Source organism: Pantoea sp. Cy-639 (assembly GCF_011752525.1).
Lineage (GTDB): Bacteria > Pseudomonadota > Gammaproteobacteria > Pseudomonadales > Pseudomonadaceae > Aquipseudomonas.
The window spans coordinates 262,267-281,634 of the sequence record NZ_VWXI01000004.1 but is presented as its reverse complement, the minus strand read 5'-3'; the positions used below and the strand labels follow the sequence as shown (position 1 = coordinate 281,634).

The window sequence follows — 19,368 nt, the reverse complement described above, 5'->3', positions numbered from 1 at the left end:
GAGGCCTTGCCTGCCCCGCCCTGCCCTTGAGCTCAAATACTTCTTCGAAACGACGATGGACCGGTCACGGCCTTGCCGTGTAGCGCCCCACCTCCAATATCTACGCCGATGGCTGGCCTGCTCACCGCACGGGCGCGCCAGCTGCATCGGGCTGCGAAAGCTATGGACGATGGCGCGCGGCCAGCCGTCACATCCAGGCTCACGCCTGCCTCACCGCCTGCATGAAGGCTTCGATCTTCGCCACATCCTTGATGCCTTTGGCCTGCTCCACCCCGCCACTGACATCCACCGCGTACGGACGCACCTGGCGGATCGCCTGGGCGACGTTGGCCGCGGACAGGCCGCCAGCGAGGATGATGGGTTTGCTCAGCTTCTCCGGCACCAGAGACCAGTCGAAGGCCTCGCCGGTTCCCCCCGGCACACCCGGCACGAAAGTATCCAGAAGAATACCGCGAGCACCGGCGTACTGCAGGCAGGCCGCCTCGAGATCGTCCCCTGGGCGCACCCGCAGGGCCTTGATCCAGGGCCGGTGATAACCTTCGCAATCGGCCGGCGCTTCATCGCCGTGGAACTGTAGCAGGTCCAGCGAAACCGCTTCGAGGATCTCGTTGAGCTCACAACGCGAAGCGTTGACGAACAGCCCCACGGTGGTCACGAAGGGGGGCAACGCATTGACGATCGCCCGCGCCTGACGCACGTCCACTGCCCGCGGGCTTTTCGCGTAGAAGACCAACCCGATGGCGTCGGCGCCTGCCTCGACGGCCGCCAGGGCGTCTTCGACGCGGGTGATCCCGCAGATCTTGCTGCGAACGTTGCTCATGGACAGCGAACCTTGAGTGATCGGTGAAGGGCCGGATGTTAGCAAATGCCCCACGCCCCGTCAGTCCACCAGACTGTCGAAACCGCTCAGAAAGTGTGGGCCGATGTAACGCTGCGGCAAGGCGTACTCGTGTGGATACTCCACCTGCACCAGGTATAGCCCATACGGGTGGGCGGTGACCCCTCCCTCACGGCGGTTGCGCCCCTCCAGCACCTCGCGCGCCCACTCCACCGGGCGCTCGCCAGCGCCGATGGTCATCAGCACCCCGGCGATGTTACGCACCATGTGGTGCAGGAATGCCGTGGCGCGCACGTCGAGCACGATCATTCGTCCGTGGCGGGTGACGCGCAGGTGATGGATATGCTTGATCGGCGACTTGGCCTGGCACTGGCTGGCGCGAAACGCACTGAAGTCGTGGGTGCCAAGCAGGTACTGGGCCGCCTCGGCCATGCGCGCCACATCCAGCGGCCGATGGTTCCAGGTCACCTCTTCGGCAAGGTGGGCCGGGCGGATCGGGTCGTTGTAGATCACGTAGCGATAGCGTCGCGCGGTGGCCTTGAAGCGGGCATGGAAGTGCGCTGGCATGGGCGCCGACCAGACCACGCTGATGTCGTGTGGCAGGTTGAAATTGGTGCCCAGGGTCCAGGCACGCTCGTCGCGCACGGCGCGGGTGTCGAAGTGCACGATCTGCCCACAGCCATGCACCCCGGCATCGGTGCGCCCGGCGCAGATCACCGAGATCGGCTCGTTGGCGACCTTCGACAGCGCCTCCTCCAGCGCCTGCTGGACACTAGGCACGCCACTGGCCTGGCGCTGCCAGCCGCGGTAGCGCGAGCCCTTGTATTCAACGCCCAGGGCGATGCGGGAGAAGCCTTCGGCCGCCGATTCGGCGGTGGCGGTGTCGATAATGTCCAAGCGCGGAAAACCTGATGATGAAACCAAAGGCGCGCAGTATAACGGCAAACCGCGCAAGGGCCGAAACGATCGCGGGGCAAGCCCGCCCCCACAAGCACCTGCATGCTTTGTGGGGGCGGGCTTGCCCCGCGATGCGCAACGTGGCGTCAGACCAGGCGGGAGAGCATCTCGCTGGCTTCCTCGCGCTGGTTGTCGTCGCCATCCTTGACCACTTCATCGAGGATGTCGCGAGCGCCCTGGTGATCCCCCATGTCGATGTAGGCACGCGCCAGGTCGAGCTTGGTGGCCACTTCGTCGCTACCGGAGAAGAAATCGAAGTCCAGGTCGTCCAGCGGTGCTGGCTCCTGGGCGGCGTCCTCAGCGGTGAACTGCGGTTCGAGCGACGGCGACTCGAGGTTCTGCGACAGCTTGTCGAGCTCGGCGTTGACATCGTCCAGCTCGGAGGCGAAGTTCTTCGCCGCCGGCGACTCATCGTCCAGCGACAGCGACAGGTCGAAGTCGTCCGGCAACTCCAGTTCGGAGATCGGATCGAACTCGGGGATCGCGTCGAATGCTGCCAGCTCGGCGGCCACGTCCACCGGTGCCTCCTCGGCAACCGCCGGGGCTTGCGGCTCGGCGACATCCAGATCGAAGTCGGCGAGGTCGTCCAGCGCCTGTGGCTCGGCCGGCGCCTGGGCCTGCGCCAGCAACGCCTCGAAATCATCGTCGGCATCGGTGTCGGCGACTGGCGCCGCCTCGGCCTCGACCGACTGCTCGAGCGGTTGCTCGACGACTGGCTCAGGCTCGTCGAGCACTGGCAGGTCAAGCGGTTCGTCGACCGGCAGATCGTCGTCCAGGCTCAGGTCGAAGGCGCTGTCCAGATCGTCCTGCTCAAGATCCGCGACAGGTTCAGGGACGACTTCCGGCTCAGGCTCAGGCGTAACGACCGGCTCCGGCTCGGCAACCGGTTCAGGCTCCGATACCAGTTCTGGCTCTGCCTCGGCGACCGGCTCCGGGTCCTGCAGCAGGTCCTGGACATACTGCTCGTCCATCTCCGCAGCCAGGGCCGCAGCCCCCGCCGCCACGGCGGCAAGGCCCAGCATCGCCGGGAAACGCTCCTTGAGGGCGCTGACCTCGGCCGTGTTCGGCTCGCTCGGTGCAAGCTTGCGCTCCTGCTCGGCGAAGGCGCTCTGGTCGCCCTGGCGGCCATACACGTCCATCAGCTTCAGGCGCAAATCGTCGCGCTGAGGCTCGGCGGCCACGGCTGCCTCCAGCAGGTCGGCGGCATGGTTGAGCCGGCCCTTGGCCAGGCTTTCGTCGACTTCGGCCAACAGCACGGCGTGAGGATCCTGCGCCGGGGCAGCGACCACAGCCTCGGGCTCCGACGGTTTTTCTGCTGCGGCAGCCGCCGCTGCAGACGCCGCGACCACAGCCGGCGCCAAGGTCACGCTCGGTGCCGATACGTCCAAGCCGTCGAAACTGCTCGGTGGCAGGTCCAGGTCCGGGTTGCGCTCCCCCTCCTCGGCCAGGGCACGCGCCATGCGCAGGTGCTTCTCGGCTTCCTGCTGGGCCTTGCGCTTGCGCGCCAGGAGCAGCAGCAACAGCAACAGGACGAGGAACGCCGAACCCGCGATCAATCCCAGCAGCAGCGGATTGCCCATCACCTGATCAAGCAATCCAGGCTGTTCGGCGGCTGGTGTTTCGCTGGTGGCTGGTGCTGGTTCCGGAGCAGTGTCGACTGCCGCTGGCGGCGGGGTGACGACTGGCTGTGCCGGCGTCAGCTGGGCGTTGACCGCCGGCTGCGCTGGTGCGGGCTCGCCTGGCAACGCGACGGCGGGCGCCTGGGGCGCCGCGCCCTGCGCTTCAAGGCGCGCCAGTTGGTCGTTCTTGAGTTCGATCAGACGCTGCAGCTTGTCCAGCTGGCTCTGCAGGTCGGTCATGCGGCTCTTGAGTTCTTCGTTGTCACGACGGCTGGTGTCCAGGCTTTCCTGGGCCACGGCCAGCTTGTCACTGAGGGCCTTGGCCTCGCCGGCCGCACCTTTGCCGCCAGGGCTCACCAGGCGCAGGTTGTCGCCCTGGGCGATGCGCGACGGTGCCGCGCCGGCCTCGCCGCGGCGAGTGGCGTCCAGCTGCCGGGCACGCGGGCCAAGGCGACGGCCTTCGCGCCAGGCTGCGTACTGCTCGGCCACTTCGCGCGTGGCTGCGGGCTGGGCAAGGGCCTGGATCTGCTGCTGATCGGGCAGGCGCAGCACTTGCCCGGTCTTGAGCTGGTTGATGTTGTTGCCGATGAAGGCATCTGGGTTCAGCGCCTGGATCGCCAGCATGGTCTGCTGGATCGAACCGCCATGGGTGTTGCGCGCGGCGATCTGCCAAAGCGTGTCACGCCGCTTGGTGGTGTAGCTGGCGCTGCTCACTGCCGGATTGACGCCAGCGGGGGCCGGCTGACTGCCCTGGGCTTGCGCCTGGTCGAGCAGCACGCTGTAGTCGCGCAGCAGGCGGCCCTGTGGCCACATGACCTGCACCAGGAACTTGACCACGGGCTCCGGCAGCGGCTTGCTGGAGGTGACACGCAACACGCTCTTGCCATTGGGATTGAGCACGGGTGTGAAGGTGAGGTCTTGCAGGTATGGCGGCAGGGCCACGCCGGCCTTGGCGAAGTCTTCCGCCGGCGCCAGGCTGGGCGCCACCTCCGCTGCGGTGAGGTCGCGCACATCGAGCAGTTCGATCTCGGCATCCAGCGGCTGGTTCTGCGCCGACTTGAGGGTCAGCTCCCCCAGCCCCAGGGCGTTCGCCACGCCGGATGACAGCGCCGAGGCTGCCGCGATGGCCAGAACCAGTTTGCGAATTCGAAGCATGAACTCTTCCCTTGTAAGAACCGTCCCAAAAACCCTGTTGCGGTGCAGGACAAAAATAGCTCGCAGTATCTTTTACGCCATGTGTTTTATCAACAATTGCGCCACCTGTACGGCGTTGAGTGCCGCACCTTTGCGCACGTTGTCGGTGGTCAGCCAGAGGTTGAGTTGCTGGTCCTCGTCGACACCATGGCGTACACGACCAACATAGACCACGTCCTGGCCCACTGCGTCACCGACCGGTGTCGGATAGTCACCCGGCTCGACCAGCTCGATACTTTCGGCGTTTTCCAAGGCGGCATTGACCGCCGCCAGGTCGACTGTCCGACGGCTTTGCACGGCCACACTGAAGCTATCGCCGAAAAACACCGGGACTTGAATGCAGGTCACGGAAATCTTCAGTTGCGGCAGGTCCAGCAACTGGCGCAGTTCGCCGACCAGGCGGCGTTCTACTGCCGTGTGGCCCTGGTCGTCGGGGGTACCGACCTGGGGCAGCAGGTTGAATGCGACCTGGCGGTCGAAGAAGCGGGGCTCCAGGGGGCGGGCATTGAGCAGTTCCGCGGTCTGGCGGGCGAGCTCGCTGACGGCTTCCCTGCCCTGCTCGGAGACGGCCAGGCAGGCATTGACCTGGACTCGCTCGATCTCGAGCAGGTCCTTGAGTGGCGCCAACGCCACGGCCAGGGCGACCGCGCCGGCGCTTGGGCTGGTGATCAGCGCTGGCTGCGGCAGGTCGGCAATGCGCTCGCCGTTGGCTTCCGGGACCAGCGCCATGGCGCCGTCCAGGGCACCGGACAGATCGATCAACGCGCAGCCGGCGGCGCGGGCCTTGGGCGCGAAGCTGCGGCTGACGGCGGGGCTGGCAGCGAAAAACACCAGTTGGACTTGGGTGAAGTCGAAGCTATCCACTTCACGGACTTTCAGCTTCTTGCCCGCGAACATGACGCTGCTGCCAGCGGACTCCATGCTGGCCAGCAGGTGCAGGGTAGCGACAGGGAAGGACAGCTCTTCGAGAATCTGCACGAGGGTTTCGCCGACAGTGCCGGTGGCGCCGACGATGGCGATGTCTGGAGGGGTAGTCATGGGCTGGGCTCCTTCTGCTTCTGCGGGTATGGCGGGGGCGGCACTTTACTTGGATTATGGGGATTGGGGTAGGTTCGGGTTCGGGGTTCAGGGGGGGTGGTTTTGATAGATGTATGCGCATTCGTTTTCTTTATCGACGCATAGTCACCTTTCCGCCCTTACGGCGGGTCCCTTTTTGAAGGATCAAAAAGGAACCAAAAAATCCTCGCTCCATCATCCGGCCCCTACGCTTCGCTTCGGGGTCCCCTCGCTACGGTGCCTTTCGGGCCAGCGCGGCCTACGACTTGCTGCGCAAGTCTACATCTCGCGCCCTCGGCTACGCCGAGGGGTGCTGCGCACCTGGCCCTACAGGCACCTTCGCTCGGCCTCCTGAAGTCGCAATAGGTGTCGCCTGGACTATTGCGCGCTTACAAGCCAAAGCAAGAGCAAGAGCAAGAGCAAGAGCAAGAGCAAGAGCAAGAGCAAGAGCAAGAGCAAGAGCAAGAGCAAGAGCAAGAGCAAGAGCAAGAGCAAGAAGTTTGAAACTTTAAATAACCTTCCGGGAATTGTTTGGCAGTGGGCACCTGTTTTATCAACCGATGCTTCTATCGAACATATGCCTGTTTGGTCTGTAACCTAAATGTATAGCTTTCGGCCCCCATCGCTGGCTTCGCCAGCTCCCACAACCGGCGGCCTGCCGGCCTGCGGCGGAAAATGTGGGAGCTGGCGGAGCCAGCGATGGGGCCGGCAAGATCACGCGAAGCTCTGCTAGCGACAGCTGCGCCATCCCAGTCGCCGCCCGTACTTTCGCGACTTCAGGAGGCTGAGCGCAGGCGTCTGGAGGGCCAGGTGCGCAGCACCCCTCGGCTACGCCGAGGGCGCGAGATGTAGACTTGCGTAGCAAGTCGGAGGCCGCGCTGGCCCGCAAGACGCCGGAGCGGAGGAACCCGGAGCGAAGCGTAGGGCCGGATGAACGGAGCGCAGCGTTTTTTGGTTACTTTTTGTCGCGTTTGACAAAAAGTGACCCGCCGTAAGGGCGGAAAGGTGACTATGCGTCGCTAAAGCAAATGAATGCACACACAACACCAAAACAACCAAACAACCAAACCCTGACGCAAACCTCCCCCAAAAAAAGAAAAAGCCCGCACCCCTCAAGGCACAGGCTCCCCCATCCACCACGAAACTCAAACCAAAGCGATCACCGCTCCAGCAGAATCCGCAGCATACGCCGCAGAGGCTCTGCAGCCCCCCACAGCAACTGATCCCCAACAGTGAAGGCCCCGATGTACTGCGACCCCATGTTCAACTTGCGCAAACGCCCAACCGGCACATTCAAGGTCCCCGTCACCTTGGTCGGACTCAGCTCCTGCATGCTGATCTCCCGCTGGTTAGGCACCAGTTTCACCCAAGGGTTGTGCTGACTGATCATGCCCTCGATATCCGCCAGCGGCACGTCCTTGTTCAACTTGATGGTCAGCGCCTGGCTGTGGCAACGCATCGCACCGATACGCACACAGATACCATCCACCGGAATCGGGCTCTTGAAGCGCCCCAGGATCTTGTTGGTCTCGGCCTGAGCCTTCCACTCTTCACGGCTCTGCCCGTTCGGCAGCTCCTTGTCGATCCACGGAATCAAGCTGCCAGCCAGCGGCACACCGAAGTTCTCGGTCGGGAAGCCCTCGCCACGCATGGCCTCGGCAACCTTGCGATCGATGTCGAGAATCGCGCTGGCCGGGTTGGCCAGGTCATCGGCGACCGCAGCATGAATACCACCCATCTGCTTGATCAGCTCACGCATGTTCTGCGCGCCGGCACCGGAAGCCGCCTGGTAGGTCATGGCGCTCATCCACTCGACCAGGCCCGCCTCGAACAGACCACCCAGACCCATCAGCATCAGGCTGACGGTGCAGTTGCCACCGATGTAGTTCTTGGTGCCTGCGTCCAGCTGCTGGTCGATGACCTTGCGGTTGACCGGGTCGAGGATGATCACCGCGTCATCCTGCATGCGCAGGGACGAGGCCGCGTCGATCCAGTAGCCCTGCCAGCCGGCTTCACGCAGCTTGGGGAAGACTTCGTTGGTGTAGTCGCCACCCTGGCAGGTCAGGATCACGTCGAGGGTCTTGAGCTCGTCGATGCTGTAGGCGTCCTTGAGCGGGCCGGTATCCTTGCCCACGCTCGGACCTTGGCCACCCACGTTGGAGGTGGTGAAGAACACCGGCTCGATCAGGTCGAAGTCCTGCTCTTCGAGCATCCGCTGCATGAGCACGGAACCGACCATTCCACGCCAACCGATCAGACCTACACGTTTCATCGCAACTACACCTTTGCTAAAAGTGGGCCGCCACCGGGAGTTTTTGGTGGCGGGCCAGAGAGATTACAGATTCCGCAGCGCTGCGACTACTGCGTCGCCCATTTCCTGCGTGCCAACCTTGCGGCAGCCTTGCGAGAAGATATCGCCAGTGCGCAGGCCCTGGTCCAGCACCAGGCTCACGGCCTTCTCGATCGCCTCGGCGGCGGCCGTCTGGTTGAAGCTGTAGCGCAGCATCATCGACACCGACAGGATGGTCGCCAACGGGTTGGCAATCCCCTGCCCGGCGATGTCCGGCGCCGAACCGTGGCACGGCTCGTACATGCCCTTGTTGTCGGCATCCAGCGACGCCGAAGGCAGCATGCCGATGGAACCGGTGAGCATGGAAGCCTCATCCGACAGGATGTCGCCGAACATGTTGTCGGTGACCATCACGTCGAACTGCTTCGGCGCACGCACCAGTTGCATGGCCGCGTTGTCGACGTACATGTGGCTCAGCTCGACGTCCGGGTAGTCCTTGGCCACGTCCTCGACCACCTCGCGCCACAACTGGCTGGAGGCCAGCACGTTGGCCTTGTCCACCGAGCACAGTTTCTTGCCGCGCACACGGGCCATGTCGAAACCGACACGGGCAATCCGCCGCACTTCGCTTTCGCTGTACGGCAGGGTGTCGTAGGCCTGGCGCTCGCCGCCCTGCAGTTCGCGCTGGCCACGCGGCGCGCCGAAGTAGATACCGCCGGTCAACTCACGAACGATGAGGATATCCAGGCCGGAGACGATCTCGGGCTTGAGCGAGGAAGCATCGGCCAGTTGCGGATAGAGGATCGCCGGACGCAGGTTGGCGAACAGGCCCAGTTGCGAGCGGATCTTCAGCAGGCCACGCTCCGGGCGGATGTCGCGCTCGATCTTGTCCCACTTCGGACCACCCACGGCACCCAGCAGCACGGCGTCGGCCTGGCGCGCACGCTCGAGGGTCTCGTCGGCCAGCGGCACGCCGTGCTTGTCGATGGCCGCGCCACCGATCACGTCATGGACGAGGCTGAAGCCGAGCTGGAACTTGTCGTTCGCCAGTTCCAGCACCTTGACCGCCTCGGCCATGATTTCCGGACCGATGCCATCACCCGGGAGAATCAGAATCTGCTTGCTCATGCTTTCCTCGTATCCAATCAAGCGGCGCGCCCAGTCGACGCGCCGATAAACTCAGTGTCCAACGGGCCTCATCGCGGGGCAAGTCCGCTGCCGCGTGCGCAATGAGGCCAGATCAATCAGGCATCGCGGAACAACCAGGGCTGGCTGGCGCGGTGCCGGCCTTCGAACGCCTTGATCGCATCGCTGTCCTGCAAGGTCAGGCCGATGTCGTCGAGGCCATTGAGCAGGCAATGCTTGCGGAACGCGTCGACCTCGAACTTCAGTACCTTGCCGTCCGGACGGGTCACCGCCTGGGCTTCGAGATCGATGGTCAGCTGGTAACCTGGGTTGGCTTCGACCTGCTTGAACAACTCGTCCACTTCGGCGGCGTCGAGGATGATCGGCAGCAGGCCGTTCTTGAAGCTGTTGTTGAAGAAGATGTCGGCGAAGCTCGGCGCAATCACGCTGCGAAAGCCGTACTCGTCCAATGCCCACGGCGCATGCTCGCGACTGGAGCCGCAACCGAAGTTCTCGCGGGCCAGCAGCACGCTGGCACCCTGGTAACGCGCATGGTTGAGCACGAACTCCTGGTTGAGCGGGCGCTTGCTGTTGTCCTGGTAAGGCTGGCCCACGTCCAGGTAGCGCCACTCGTCGAACAGGTTGGGGCCGAAGCCGGTGCGCTTGATCGACTTGAGGAATTGCTTGGGAATGATCTGGTCGGTGTCGACGTTGGCACGGTCCAACGGTGCGACCAAGCCGATGTGCTGGGTAAAGGCTTTCATGCTGCGCTCCCTTGGATCAACTCGCGGACATCGATGAAGTGGCCGGTCACTGCGGCGGCGGCGGCCATGGCCGGGCTGACCAGATGGGTACGACCACCGGCACCCTGGCGGCCTTCGAAGTTGCGGTTGGAAGTGGACGCGCAGTGCTCGCCGCTCTCCAGCCGGTCCGGGTTCATCGCCAGGCACATCGAACAGCCCGGTTCACGCCATTCGAAGCCGGCCTCGAGGAAGATCTTGTCCAGCCCCTCGCGCTCGGCCTGGGCCTTGACCAACCCCGAGCCCGGCACCACCAGCGCCTGCTTGACGTTGGCGGCCACCTTGCGACCCTTGGCGATCTCGGCGGCGGCGCGCAGGTCTTCGATGCGCGAATTGGTGCACGAGCCGATGAACACGCGGTCGAGCTTGATCTCGGTGATCGCCTGGTTGGCGGCGAGTCCCATGTACTTGAGGGCGCGCTCGATCGAGCCACGCTTGATCAAGTCGGGTTCGGCGGCAGGATCCGGCACGCGCTGATCGACGGCCAGGACCATCTCCGGCGAGGTGCCCCAGCTGACCTGCGGCTTGATCTGCGCGGCATCGAGCTCGACCACCGTGTCGAACACGGCATCGGCATCGGAAACCAGCCCGTTCCAGGCCGCGACAGCCTGCGTCCATTGCTCGCCCTTCGGCGCGTAGGGACGCCCCTCGACATAGGCGACGGTGATGTCGTCCACGGCCACCAGGCCAACACGGGCACCCGCCTCGATGGACATGTTGCAGATGGTCATGCGCCCTTCCATCGACAAGTCGCGGATGGCGCTGCCGGCGAACTCCATGGCATGGCCGTTGCCGCCAGCGGTACCGATCTTGCCGATCACCGCCAGGACGATGTCCTTGGCGGTGACGCCGGCCGCCAGGCGACCCTCGACGCGCACCAGCATGTTCTTCATCTTCTTGGCCACCAGGCACTGGGTGGCGAGCACATGCTCGACCTCGGAAGTGCCGATGCCATGGGCCAGGGCGCCGAAGGCGCCGTGGGTGGAGGTATGCGAATCGCCGCAGACCACGGTCATGCCCGGCAAGGTGGCGCCCTGCTCCGGGCTGATGACGTGGACGATGCCCTGGCGCTCGTCGTTCATCTTGAATTCGACGATGCCGTATTCGTCACAGTTCTCATCGAGGGTCTGCACCTGCAGGCGCGACACCTGGTCGGCGATGGCCTCGATGCCGCCCTTGCGCTCTGGCGTGGTCGGCACGTTGTGGTCGGGCGTGGCGATGTTGGCATCGATGCGCCAAGGTTTGCGGCTGGCCAGACGCAGGCCTTCGAAGGCCTGGGGCGAAGTCACTTCATGGATGATGTGGCGATCGATGTAGATCAAGGATGAGCCGTCATCGCGGCGCTTGACCTCATGGGCTTCCCAGAGTTTGTCGTAGAGCGTTTTGCCAGCCATCAGACTGTTCCTCATCAGCGTCTTTCTATGCCAAAGACCCCTTGGCTTGTACGGTCGATCCTATGGCGATAGATTGAATAACTCAAATTCATAATTTTCATGCTTTGCATAACCATCAGGAATTCTAAAACGATGGACCTGGCCAACCTCAGCGCCTTCATCGCCATTGCCGAAACCGGCAGCTTTTCCGGGGCCGGCGAACGCCTGCACCTGACCCAGCCCGCCATCAGCAAACGCATCGCCGGGCTCGAGCAGCAGCTGGACGTGCGCCTGTTCGACCGCCTCGGCCGCGAAGTCACCCTCACCGAAGCCGGCCGCGCCCTGCTGCCCCGCGCCTACCAGATCCTCAATGTACTGGATGACACCCGCCGCGCCCTGACCAACCTGACCGGCGAGGTGAGCGGTCGGCTGACCCTGGCCACCAGCCATCACATCGGCCTGCATCGCCTGCCACCGCTGTTGCGCGCCTTCACCCGCCAGTACCCGAAGGTGGCCCTGGACATCGAGTTCCTCGATTCGGAGGCCGCTTATGACGAAATCCTCCATGGCCGCGCGGAAATCGCCGTGATCACCCTGGCCCCGGAGCCTCACCACCTGGTCCGCGCCGTGCCGGTATGGGACGACGCCCTGGACTTCGTTGCCTCCCCCGAGCACCCGCTGGCCAGCAACGGCGTGGTCAGCCTGGCCGACATCGCCCGCCACCCGGCCGTATTCCCCGGCGGCAATACCTTCACCCACCACATCGTCCAACGCCTGTTCGAAAGCCAGGGACTGACGCCGAACATCGCCATGAGCACCAACTACCTGGAAACCATCAAGATGATGGTGTCCATCGGCCTGGCATGGAGTGTGCTGCCACGTACTATGCTCGATGAGCAGGTAGCGTCCATCGCCCTGCCCGGCATACAGCTGTCACGCCAGCTAGGCTACATACTGCACACCGAGCGTACGCTGTCGAACGCGGCCAAGGCCTTCATGGCCCTGCTCGACAGCCACGCAGGGTCTGCCTGAGCGCTCGTCAGTACGGCATTTCACTCCCAAGGGACGCCTTATCCGCCAAAGGTCTGGTACCGATGCCCAAATCAGCGAACCATTTCCCGCGTCTGCCACGCATCCCCGCAGCCGATCCACAGGAGTCGGAGCAAGCCTGGCAGAACGCGCCGCAACTGCTGGCCGCGCTCAACGGTGCCCGTCTGGGCGCCTGGCTCTGGGATATCGAAAGCGGCCGGGTGAGCTGGTCGCGCGGCACCCAGGCGCTATTCGGCTTCGACCCGCAACGCCCGCTACCGAACGATGTCGACTACCTCGACCTGCTCCCCGAGGAAGACCGCGCCCGCACCCGCCAGGCATTCCAGGCGGTGGTCAATGGCGAACCCATCGAGCAGGCCATGCGCCACCGCATCCGCTGGCCCGATGGCAGCGTGCACTGGCTGGAAATCAACGGCAGCCTGACCCACGACGCCCACGGCCGACCACAGATGATCGGGGTAATTCGCGAAATCACCCGTCAGCGCGAGCGGGAGACGGCGCTGATCAATTCCGAAAAGCGTTTCGCCACGCTGTTCCACCTCAGCCCCAACGCCATCCTGCTGACCCGCCGCAGCGACGGCATGATCTTCGAGGTCAACCAGCATTTCGAACACATGTTCGGCTGGCCCGGCGCCCAGGTGGTCGGCAAGACCAGCCTGGAGCTGGGCTTGTGGGTCAATCCCGAGCAGCGCCACCAGGTGCTCGACGCCACCCGCGCCGGCAGCGGCCCGCTGATCATGGAAGTGCAGTTCCGCGCCACCAGCGGCAAGGTCCACGATGGCATCCTCTGCACCCAGGGCATCGAGCTCGAAGGCATCACCTACCTGATCAGCACGTTCGTCGACACCACCGAGCGCAAGCGCGCCGAACAGGCGCTCAAGGACAGCCAGGAGCGCCTCGACCTGGCGCTGGACTCAGCCCAGCTGGGCACCTGGGACTGGCACATTCCCAGCGGCATGCTCTACGGTTCGGCCCGCGCCGCGCAACTGCACGGGCTTGACCCGGTACCGTTCCACGAATCCTTCGATGCCTTCTTCGAGGGCGTGCCCGAGCATGAGCGCAACAGCATGCGCCAGGCCTACCGCAGCCTGCGCGAAGGCCCAGCAGGCAACTACCAGATCACCTACCGGGTCGAACTGGGCAGCGGCGCCTCACGCTACATCGAAAGCCGCGCCCGGCTGTACCGCGACGAGCAGGGCAACCCGTTGCGCATGGCCGGCACGCTGCTCGACATCACCGACCAGGTCGAGCGCGAACAACGCCTGAGCGCCTCGGAAGAGAAATTCGCCAGCCTGTTCCAGGTCAGCCCCGATCCGATCTGCGTGACCCGCCAGGACACCGGGCAGTTCATCGAGGTCAATCCGGCCTTCAGCCAGACCTTCGGCTGGGACGCCGAGCAGGTCATCGGCCGGACCGCCGCCGAGCTGGGCCTGTGGGCGGAATCGGCCGAACGCGCCGAACGCATCGAACGGGTGATCCGCGAGCAGGCCCTGAGCAATGTGGCCATCGGCGTCAACCACCGCAACGGCACATCGCTGACCTGCGTGATCTCCAGTCGCCTGATCCGCGTCGACGACCAGCCCTGCAGTGTCACCACCCTGCGCGACATCACCCAGCAGCAGCGGGCCGAGGCCGCCTTAAAGACCAGCGAGGAGAAGTTCGCCAAGGCCTTCCACTCCAGCCCCGACGCCATCACCATCCTCGAGCGCCACAATGGCCGCTACCTGGAAGTCAACGACGGCTTCAGCCGCCTGACCGGCTTTGCCGCCAGCGAAGTGCTCGGCCGCACGGTCCACGAGATCGGCATCCTCGCCGACGACCGGCAGCATGCCGCCCTGCTCAACGAGCTGCGCGAGCGCGGCCGCGTGCACCACCGCGAGATGCTTGGGCGCAACAAGCGCGGCGACATCCTCACCGTGGAAGTCTCGGTGGAGCCGATCAGCCTCAACGAAACCGACTGCCTGCTGCTGACCGCCCGCGACGTCAGCCTGCTGAAGAACGCCCAGGCGCAAATCCGCCACCTGGCCTATCACGACCCGTTGACCAACCTGCCCAACCGCGCCCTGCTGATGGACCGCCTGAGCCAGCAGATCGCCCTGCTCAAGCGCCACAACCTGCGCGGCGCCTTGCTGTTCCTCGATCTCGACCACTTCAAGCACATCAACGACTCCCTCGGCCATCCGGTGGGCGATACGGTATTGAAGATCATCACCGCCCGGCTCGAGGCCAGTGTGCGCCTGGAAGACACCGTGGCGCGCCTGGGCGGTGACGAGTTCGTGGTACTGCTCAGCGGCCTGGAAGGCAGCCGCGAGCTGGTCGAAAGCAAGGTCCGCGAGCTGGCCGACACCCTGCGCGAACTGCTGGCCGAGCCCATGTCGCTGGACGGGCAACGCCTGCAGGTCACCCCGAGCATTGGCGTGGCGCTGATTCCCGACCACGGCGCGACCCCGGCCGACCTGCTCAAGCGCGCCGACATCGCCCTCTATCGGGCCAAGGATTCCGGGCGCAACACCACCCAACTGTTCCACACCACCATGCAGAAGGCCGCCAGCGAGCGCCTGCGCATGGAGAGCGACCTGCGCCTGGCCCTGGCCCGCGGCGAACTGGCGCTGCACTTCCAGCCCCAGGTCGATGCCCGCGACAACCGCATCGTCGGCGCCGAGGTGCTGCTGCGCTGGCACCACCCGCAACTGGGCCAGCAGCCGCCGGCGCAATTCATCCAGGTACTAGAAGAAAGCGGCCTGATTCTCGAGGTTGGCAGCTGGATCCTCGACGAGGCCTGCGATGCCTGCGCGCGCATGCTTGCCGACGGGCTGGTCGAGGCCGACGATTTCAGCCTGTGCGTCAACATCAGCCCGCGCCAGTTCCGCCAGAACGACTTCGTCGAACGGGTGCTGCGCAGCCTCGATGACTATCGCCTGCCCCGGAGCATGCTGACCCTGGAGATCACCGAAGGCATCGTCATCCAGAACCTCGAGGACACCATCAGCAAGATGCGCGAGCTCAAGCACTTCGGGGTGAGCTTCGCGATGGACGACTTCGGCACCGGCTACTCCTCGCTGACCTACCTCAAGCGCCTGCCGGTCGATGCGCTGAAGATCGACCAGACGTTCGTGCGCGACGCACCGCTCGACCCCAACGACGCCGAGATCGTCCGCGCCATCGTCGCCATGGCACGCAGCCTGGACCTGGCGGTGATCGCCGAAGGCGTGGAGCTTACCGAGCAACTCGAGTTCCTCGAGCGGCTGGGCTGCCACCTGTACCAGGGCTACCTGCACAGCCGGCCGCTGCCGCTGCAGGAGTTTCGCCAGATACTGCTGGAGGCACCGGCGGATTATTGAGCGGACTCGCCTGCGCTCGCGAACTGGATGCAGCATTGCAATCGCGGGGCAAGCCCACTCCCACGCTAGTAGCTGCACGTTTCGATCCAATGCAAAAGGGCACCCGAAGGTGCCCTTTGCTCATGTCAGCGAACTCAGTTCAGCGCTGGCTTTTCGCCGTTGATCGGGATGCGCTTGGCCTTGGCTTCTTCCGGCACGACGCGCAGCAGTTCGATGCTGAGCAGGCCGTTGGCCAGGCCCGCGCCCTTGACCTCGATATGGTCGGCCAGGCGGAACGAGAGCTTGAAGGCCCGCTGGGCGATGCCCTGGTGCAGGAAAGTCACGCCTTCGCTGCTGTTGTCGCGCTTGCCGCCAATGACGGTGAGGACGCCTTTTTCGACCTGCAGGTCGAGGTCCTGCTCCTGGAAGCCGGCTGCGGCAACCACGATGCGGTAATGGTCTTCACCATGCTTTTCCACGTTGTAGGGCGGGTAGCTGCTACCGGCCTCGTTGCGCGCGGCGGCTTCGAACAAGTCGTTGAAACGGTCGAAACCAACAGAGTTGCGGAAAAGTGGTGCGAGAGAGAAAGCGGTGGTCATGGTCATAACTCCTGAGATTCAGCAAGTAAAGTCATTACGCGACCCGACTTCGGCATCGCGTACTCAAGAGATATGTCCGGGTAAAACGCTTTCAAGGGGCAGCAGGAAAAAATGTGCGTCTGGCTCGATCCCGTCGCGGGGATTGCTTCACGATAGCGCCGGCTCAGGCCACGCGCTCCTCGAGCATCGGCTCCTGATAGCCCAGCAACCCACTGATCCGCTGGCAATCGTCCTCGCGCCGCAATTCGGCGAACAACGCCACTGCCTCCGGATAGCCCCGGGTCAACATCGCCAGCCACTGCTTCATCCTCCCTGGCGCATAGCGCGGCGACAGCTTGGCCTGGGCCTGACGCCAGAACTCACGCAGCAGCGGCATCAGTTCGTCCCAGCTCATTGGCTGATAGTCCACGCCATCGCGGGCCGCGGCGATCTGCAATGCCAGGTCCGGCCTCGACACCAGGCCACGACCGAGCATGATGTCCTCGGCGCCACTCACTTCGCGGCAACGCCGCCAGTCATCGACCGTCCAGATCTCGCCGTTGGCGAACACCGGCACCGCGACCACATCCTGCACCCGCGCCACCCACTCCCAATGGGCAGGCGGCTTGTAGCCCTCGACCTTGGTCCGCGCATGCACCACCAGGTGCGCCGACCCGCCTTCGGCGAGCGCCCTGGCACAGTCCAGCGCACCATCCGGGCTGTCGTAGCCCAGGCGCATCTTCGAGGTCACGGGAATGTGCGCCGGCACCGCGCGCCGCACTTCGCGGACAATGGCGTGCAGCAGTTCGGGCTCCTTGAGCAGCACCGCGCCACCCCTGGACTTGTTGACGGTCTTGGCCGGGCAGCCAAAGTTCAGGTCGATCACCGGTGCGCCCAGCTCACAGGCGAGTGCCGCGTTCTCGGCCAGGCACACCGGGTCGGAGCCAAGCAGTTGCACACGCATCGGCACCCCGGCGGCCGTCCGCGCGCCGTTGCGCAACTCTGGCGCCAGCTTGTCGAACGAGGACGCTGGCAGCAGCCGGTCGCAGACACGAATAAACTCGGTGACGCACCAATCGATGCCGCCGACCCGGGTCAGGACGTCGCGCAGGATGTTGTCGACCAGCCCCTCCATGGGGGCCAGGGCAATTTGCATATCGGGGTCTCGCCGCGAAAAAGGCGGCAGTCTAGCAAAGATTCGCCGCCGTTCAGCTGCCGATCAGCGCCGGGCCGTAACCGTCGAGGAATTCCGCCGGCATGCGCCGGGGCTTGCCGCTGGATAGCTCGATGCAGGCGAAGGTGGTCTGCGCACGCAGCAGGGTCACGCCATCGCTTGGGCGCTTGAGCTGGAAGCGTCGGGTCATGCGCAGGCGCTGGTCCCAGTCGATGATCCAGGTCGCCAGTTGCAGCTCGTCGTCCTCATAGGCCGCGGCCAGGTAGTCGATTTCGTGGCGGACCACGGCCATGGCCCGGTCCAGTCGGCGGTACTCCGCCAGGTCCAGCCCCAGGCGCTGGGAATGGCGCCAGGCGCAACGCTCCAGCCAGGTGACGTAGACCGCATTGTTGGCGTGGCCGAGGCCGTCGATGTCCTCGCTGCCGACGCGCAGGTCGATGATGAATGGTGCTGCCAGGTCCCAGCTCATGCCCGCTCCCGATATCAGTGAACGGGCAGAGTGTAACGGATGCTCAAGCGCTTTGCCGGGCGCGCTGCATAGCGCTTGTCAGCAGCTCCAGCACCGCTTCGCCCAGGCGTGGATCGGCCAGCACACGCTGGTGCCCGCCCTCCTCCAGCAACAGCAGACGACTGTCGAACCAGGCCTTGTGAATGAGCTGGGATTCACTGGCCGCCACCAGGCCGTCGTCACTGGCATGCACAACCAGACCTGGCAGATCCAACTGGTAGCCACTGACATCCAGGCGTGCCACCTGCACACCAACCTCCCGCTCGACCTGGCGGATGAACGCGGCCCGCGCGCGCGCCGGCAAGCCCAGGTGCCGGGCAAAGCCGCGCAACACCCCCAGCAGTTGCGCTGGCGCGGCAATGCTCACCGCGGCATCGGCGCGCAGCCCCCACTGCAGCGCCAACAGCACACTGGCCCCGCCCATGGAATGGCCGATCACCGCCCGCAAGGGCGGCAACTCGGCGGCGGCCTCCAGCAACGCTCGGGCAAACACCACCACATTTGCCTGGGACCCAGGCGAGCAGCCATGGGCGGGGCCTTCCAGCGACACAACGGTATATCCTGCTTCGACCAAGGTCTCGATCAACGCCGCGAACTGAGTCGGACGCCCTTCCCAGCCATGCATCAGCAGCACGGTCGGCCCCTGCCCCCAACGCAGCGCCGACAGCCCGAAACGCAGGGTCAGACGCTCGGCCCGGGCCAGCAACGGCAACTCCCACTGCCTGGGCGGCAAGCTGCGCGGGGTCATGAAGGCTCGGCGCATGCGACCGGCCATGAGCTCGGGAACCAGGTGGCCAAGGGTGCCGTTGACACTGCGAATCCAGTTCAGGGTCGTCATCGCCATGCTCCAGGATTGAGGTTGCTCAGATCACCGCCGACTTGGCGGCACGCAAGATACGGTCGGACAGTTCGCCATCGCCCAGCGCTCGTGCCACCGCGAGCCCACCGACCATGAGCGCCAGGTCGGCGAGGGCTTTGTTCATGTCTTCTGGACGGTCGACCATCTGAGCCGCCATCAACTCGATATGCTCGGCCAGCACCTCCCGAAAGGCATCGGGCAAGCGCTGCATCTCGCTCAGCGCACTGGGAATGGGGCAAGCCTGCACTTCGGCGTCACGATGCTTGCGCGACAGGTAGAAGGCCGCCGCCAAGGCTCGGCGCTCGACGCCATCGAGGCTGGGGTCGACCTGGGCGAGCAGCGCGCGACGCTCGGCGAGCAACTGGCTGAAGGCCTCGAGCATCAGCTCGTCCTTGCTCTGGAAGTGCGCGTAGAAGCCACCCACCGTCAACCCGGCGGCACCCATGACCTGGCTGACGCTCGGCTCGGCGGGGCCATGCTGGATCAGCGCGCTGCGCGCGGCCTCGAGGATACGCTCGCGGGTCTTGCTCTTCTTGTCGCTCATGGCTCACCTCAAAATATTATGAACAACATATTATGCTCATAATATTAATTGGCAAGCGAAAACCACGACCATTCGGCGCGAGA

The 19,368-nt window shown here is 64.7% G+C and carries 15 protein-coding genes; 2 read left to right on the top strand and 13 right to left on the bottom strand.

The genetic code is table 11. The annotated features are described in order from the left end of the window. Positions 1–199: 199 nt before the first annotated feature. The 8 genes from F3J43_RS07595 to leuC all read right to left on the bottom strand — a co-directional run bounded on the left by F3J43_RS07595 (position 200) and on the right by leuC (position 11,288). Entirely contained in the window at positions 200–820 is a 621-nt protein-coding gene (locus F3J43_RS07595; protein ID WP_166884312.1) for a phosphoribosylanthranilate isomerase, read from the bottom strand. 60 nt (positions 821–880) lie between these two features. After that, positions 881–1,726 carry a tRNA pseudouridine(38-40) synthase TruA gene (gene truA, locus F3J43_RS07590; RefSeq protein WP_353618210.1) on the bottom strand — a complete coding sequence of 282 codons (846 nt, stop codon included), beginning with the start codon at positions 1,724–1,726 and terminating at the stop codon, positions 881–883. A 155-nt stretch (positions 1,727–1,881) separates the two neighbouring features. Next, positions 1,882–4,569 (bottom strand): motility hub landmark protein FimV, encoded by a 2,688-nt coding sequence (locus tag F3J43_RS07585; protein WP_166884307.1) that lies wholly within the window; start codon positions 4,567–4,569, stop codon positions 1,882–1,884. A gap of 72 nt (positions 4,570–4,641) precedes the next feature. Continuing rightward, positions 4,642–5,646, bottom strand: coding sequence for an aspartate-semialdehyde dehydrogenase (locus tag F3J43_RS07580; RefSeq protein ID WP_166884305.1), 1,005 nt, complete (start codon positions 5,644–5,646; stop codon positions 4,642–4,644). A 1,177-nt stretch (positions 5,647–6,823) separates the two neighbouring features. Next, entirely contained in the window at positions 6,824–7,936 is a 1,113-nt protein-coding gene (gene asd / locus F3J43_RS07575; protein ID WP_166884303.1) for an aspartate-semialdehyde dehydrogenase, read from the bottom strand. A 63-nt stretch (positions 7,937–7,999) separates the two neighbouring features. Continuing rightward, complete coding sequence (gene leuB / locus F3J43_RS07570) at positions 8,000–9,082, bottom strand: 3-isopropylmalate dehydrogenase (RefSeq protein ID WP_166884300.1); 1,083 nt, start codon at positions 9,080–9,082, stop codon at positions 8,000–8,002. A 116-nt stretch (positions 9,083–9,198) separates the two neighbouring features. Continuing rightward, positions 9,199–9,843 (bottom strand): 3-isopropylmalate dehydratase small subunit, encoded by a 645-nt coding sequence (leuD, locus tag F3J43_RS07565; protein WP_166884298.1) that lies wholly within the window; start codon positions 9,841–9,843, stop codon positions 9,199–9,201. Beyond that, a complete protein-coding gene (gene leuC / locus F3J43_RS07560) occupies positions 9,840–11,288 on the bottom strand; it encodes a 3-isopropylmalate dehydratase large subunit (RefSeq protein WP_205297697.1) in 1,449 nt (482 codons plus the stop codon). The genes leuD and leuC overlap by 4 nt, the downstream gene beginning before the upstream one ends. Before the next feature lie 117 nt (positions 11,289–11,405). Between leuC and F3J43_RS07555 the strand changes: the two genes are divergently transcribed. Then, the gene (locus F3J43_RS07555) at positions 11,406–12,284 is read left to right on the top strand and encodes a LysR family transcriptional regulator (protein WP_166884294.1); all 879 of its coding nucleotides are present in this window, start codon (positions 11,406–11,408) and stop codon (positions 12,282–12,284) included. A gap of 62 nt (positions 12,285–12,346) precedes the next feature. Continuing rightward, the gene (locus tag F3J43_RS07550; protein WP_166884292.1) at positions 12,347–15,643 is read left to right on the top strand and encodes a PAS domain S-box protein; all 3,297 of its coding nucleotides are present in this window, start codon (positions 12,347–12,349) and stop codon (positions 15,641–15,643) included. 134 nt (positions 15,644–15,777) lie between these two features. Here the strand turns inward: F3J43_RS07550 and F3J43_RS07545 are convergent, their stop codons facing one another. The 5 genes from F3J43_RS07545 to F3J43_RS07525 form a co-directional block, all read right to left on the bottom strand. After that, positions 15,778–16,221: an Hsp20 family protein gene (locus F3J43_RS07545; RefSeq protein ID WP_166884290.1), complete on the bottom strand. Its 444-nt coding sequence runs from the start codon at positions 16,219–16,221 to the stop codon at positions 15,778–15,780. 163 nt (positions 16,222–16,384) lie between these two features. Then, positions 16,385–17,356, bottom strand: coding sequence for a tRNA dihydrouridine synthase (locus F3J43_RS07540; RefSeq protein WP_166884288.1), 972 nt, complete (start codon positions 17,354–17,356; stop codon positions 16,385–16,387). A gap of 52 nt (positions 17,357–17,408) precedes the next feature. Then, positions 17,409–17,843, bottom strand: coding sequence for an acyl-CoA thioesterase (locus F3J43_RS07535; RefSeq protein WP_166884286.1), 435 nt, complete (start codon positions 17,841–17,843; stop codon positions 17,409–17,411). A gap of 43 nt (positions 17,844–17,886) precedes the next feature. Next, positions 17,887–18,720, bottom strand: a complete 834-nt coding sequence (locus tag F3J43_RS07530) for an alpha/beta hydrolase (protein WP_166884284.1) — start codon at positions 18,718–18,720, stop codon at positions 17,887–17,889. Positions 18,721–18,745: 25 nt separating this feature from the next. Continuing rightward, positions 18,746–19,285, bottom strand: coding sequence for a TetR/AcrR family transcriptional regulator (locus F3J43_RS07525; RefSeq protein WP_166884282.1), 540 nt, complete (start codon positions 19,283–19,285; stop codon positions 18,746–18,748). Positions 19,286–19,368 lie beyond the last annotated feature (83 nt).

Bases quoted from the DNA above. Each gene is read 5' to 3' on its own strand.
- F3J43_RS07595 (WP_166884312.1), bottom strand. From the start codon at position 820: ATGAGCAACGTTCGCAGCAAGATCTGCGGGATCACCCGCGTCGAAGAC.
- F3J43_RS07585 (WP_166884307.1), bottom strand. From the start codon at position 4,569: ATGCTTCGAATTCGCAAACTGGTTCTGGCCATCGCGGCAGCCTCGGCG.
- F3J43_RS07580 (WP_166884305.1), bottom strand. From the start codon at position 5,646: ATGACTACCCCTCCAGACATCGCCATCGTCGGCGCCACCGGCACTGTC.
- asd (WP_166884303.1), bottom strand. From the start codon at position 7,936: ATGAAACGTGTAGGTCTGATCGGTTGGCGTGGAATGGTCGGTTCCGTG.
- leuB (WP_166884300.1), bottom strand. From the start codon at position 9,082: ATGAGCAAGCAGATTCTGATTCTCCCGGGTGATGGCATCGGTCCGGAA.
- leuD (WP_166884298.1), bottom strand. From the start codon at position 9,843: ATGAAAGCCTTTACCCAGCACATCGGCTTGGTCGCACCGTTGGACCGT.
- leuC (WP_205297697.1), bottom strand. From the start codon at position 11,288: ATGAGGAACAGTCTGATGGCTGGCAAAACGCTCTACGACAAACTCTGG.
- F3J43_RS07555 (WP_166884294.1), top strand. From the start codon at position 11,406: ATGGACCTGGCCAACCTCAGCGCCTTCATCGCCATTGCCGAAACCGGC.
- F3J43_RS07550 (WP_166884292.1), top strand. From the start codon at position 12,347: ATGCCCAAATCAGCGAACCATTTCCCGCGTCTGCCACGCATCCCCGCA.
- F3J43_RS07545 (WP_166884290.1), bottom strand. From the start codon at position 16,221: ATGACCACCGCTTTCTCTCTCGCACCACTTTTCCGCAACTCTGTTGGT.
- F3J43_RS07540 (WP_166884288.1), bottom strand. From the start codon at position 17,356: ATGCAAATTGCCCTGGCCCCCATGGAGGGGCTGGTCGACAACATCCTG.
- F3J43_RS07535 (WP_166884286.1), bottom strand. From the start codon at position 17,843: ATGAGCTGGGACCTGGCAGCACCATTCATCATCGACCTGCGCGTCGGC.
- F3J43_RS07530 (WP_166884284.1), bottom strand. From the start codon at position 18,720: ATGACGACCCTGAACTGGATTCGCAGTGTCAACGGCACCCTTGGCCAC.
- F3J43_RS07525 (WP_166884282.1), bottom strand. From the start codon at position 19,285: ATGAGCGACAAGAAGAGCAAGACCCGCGAGCGTATCCTCGAGGCCGCG.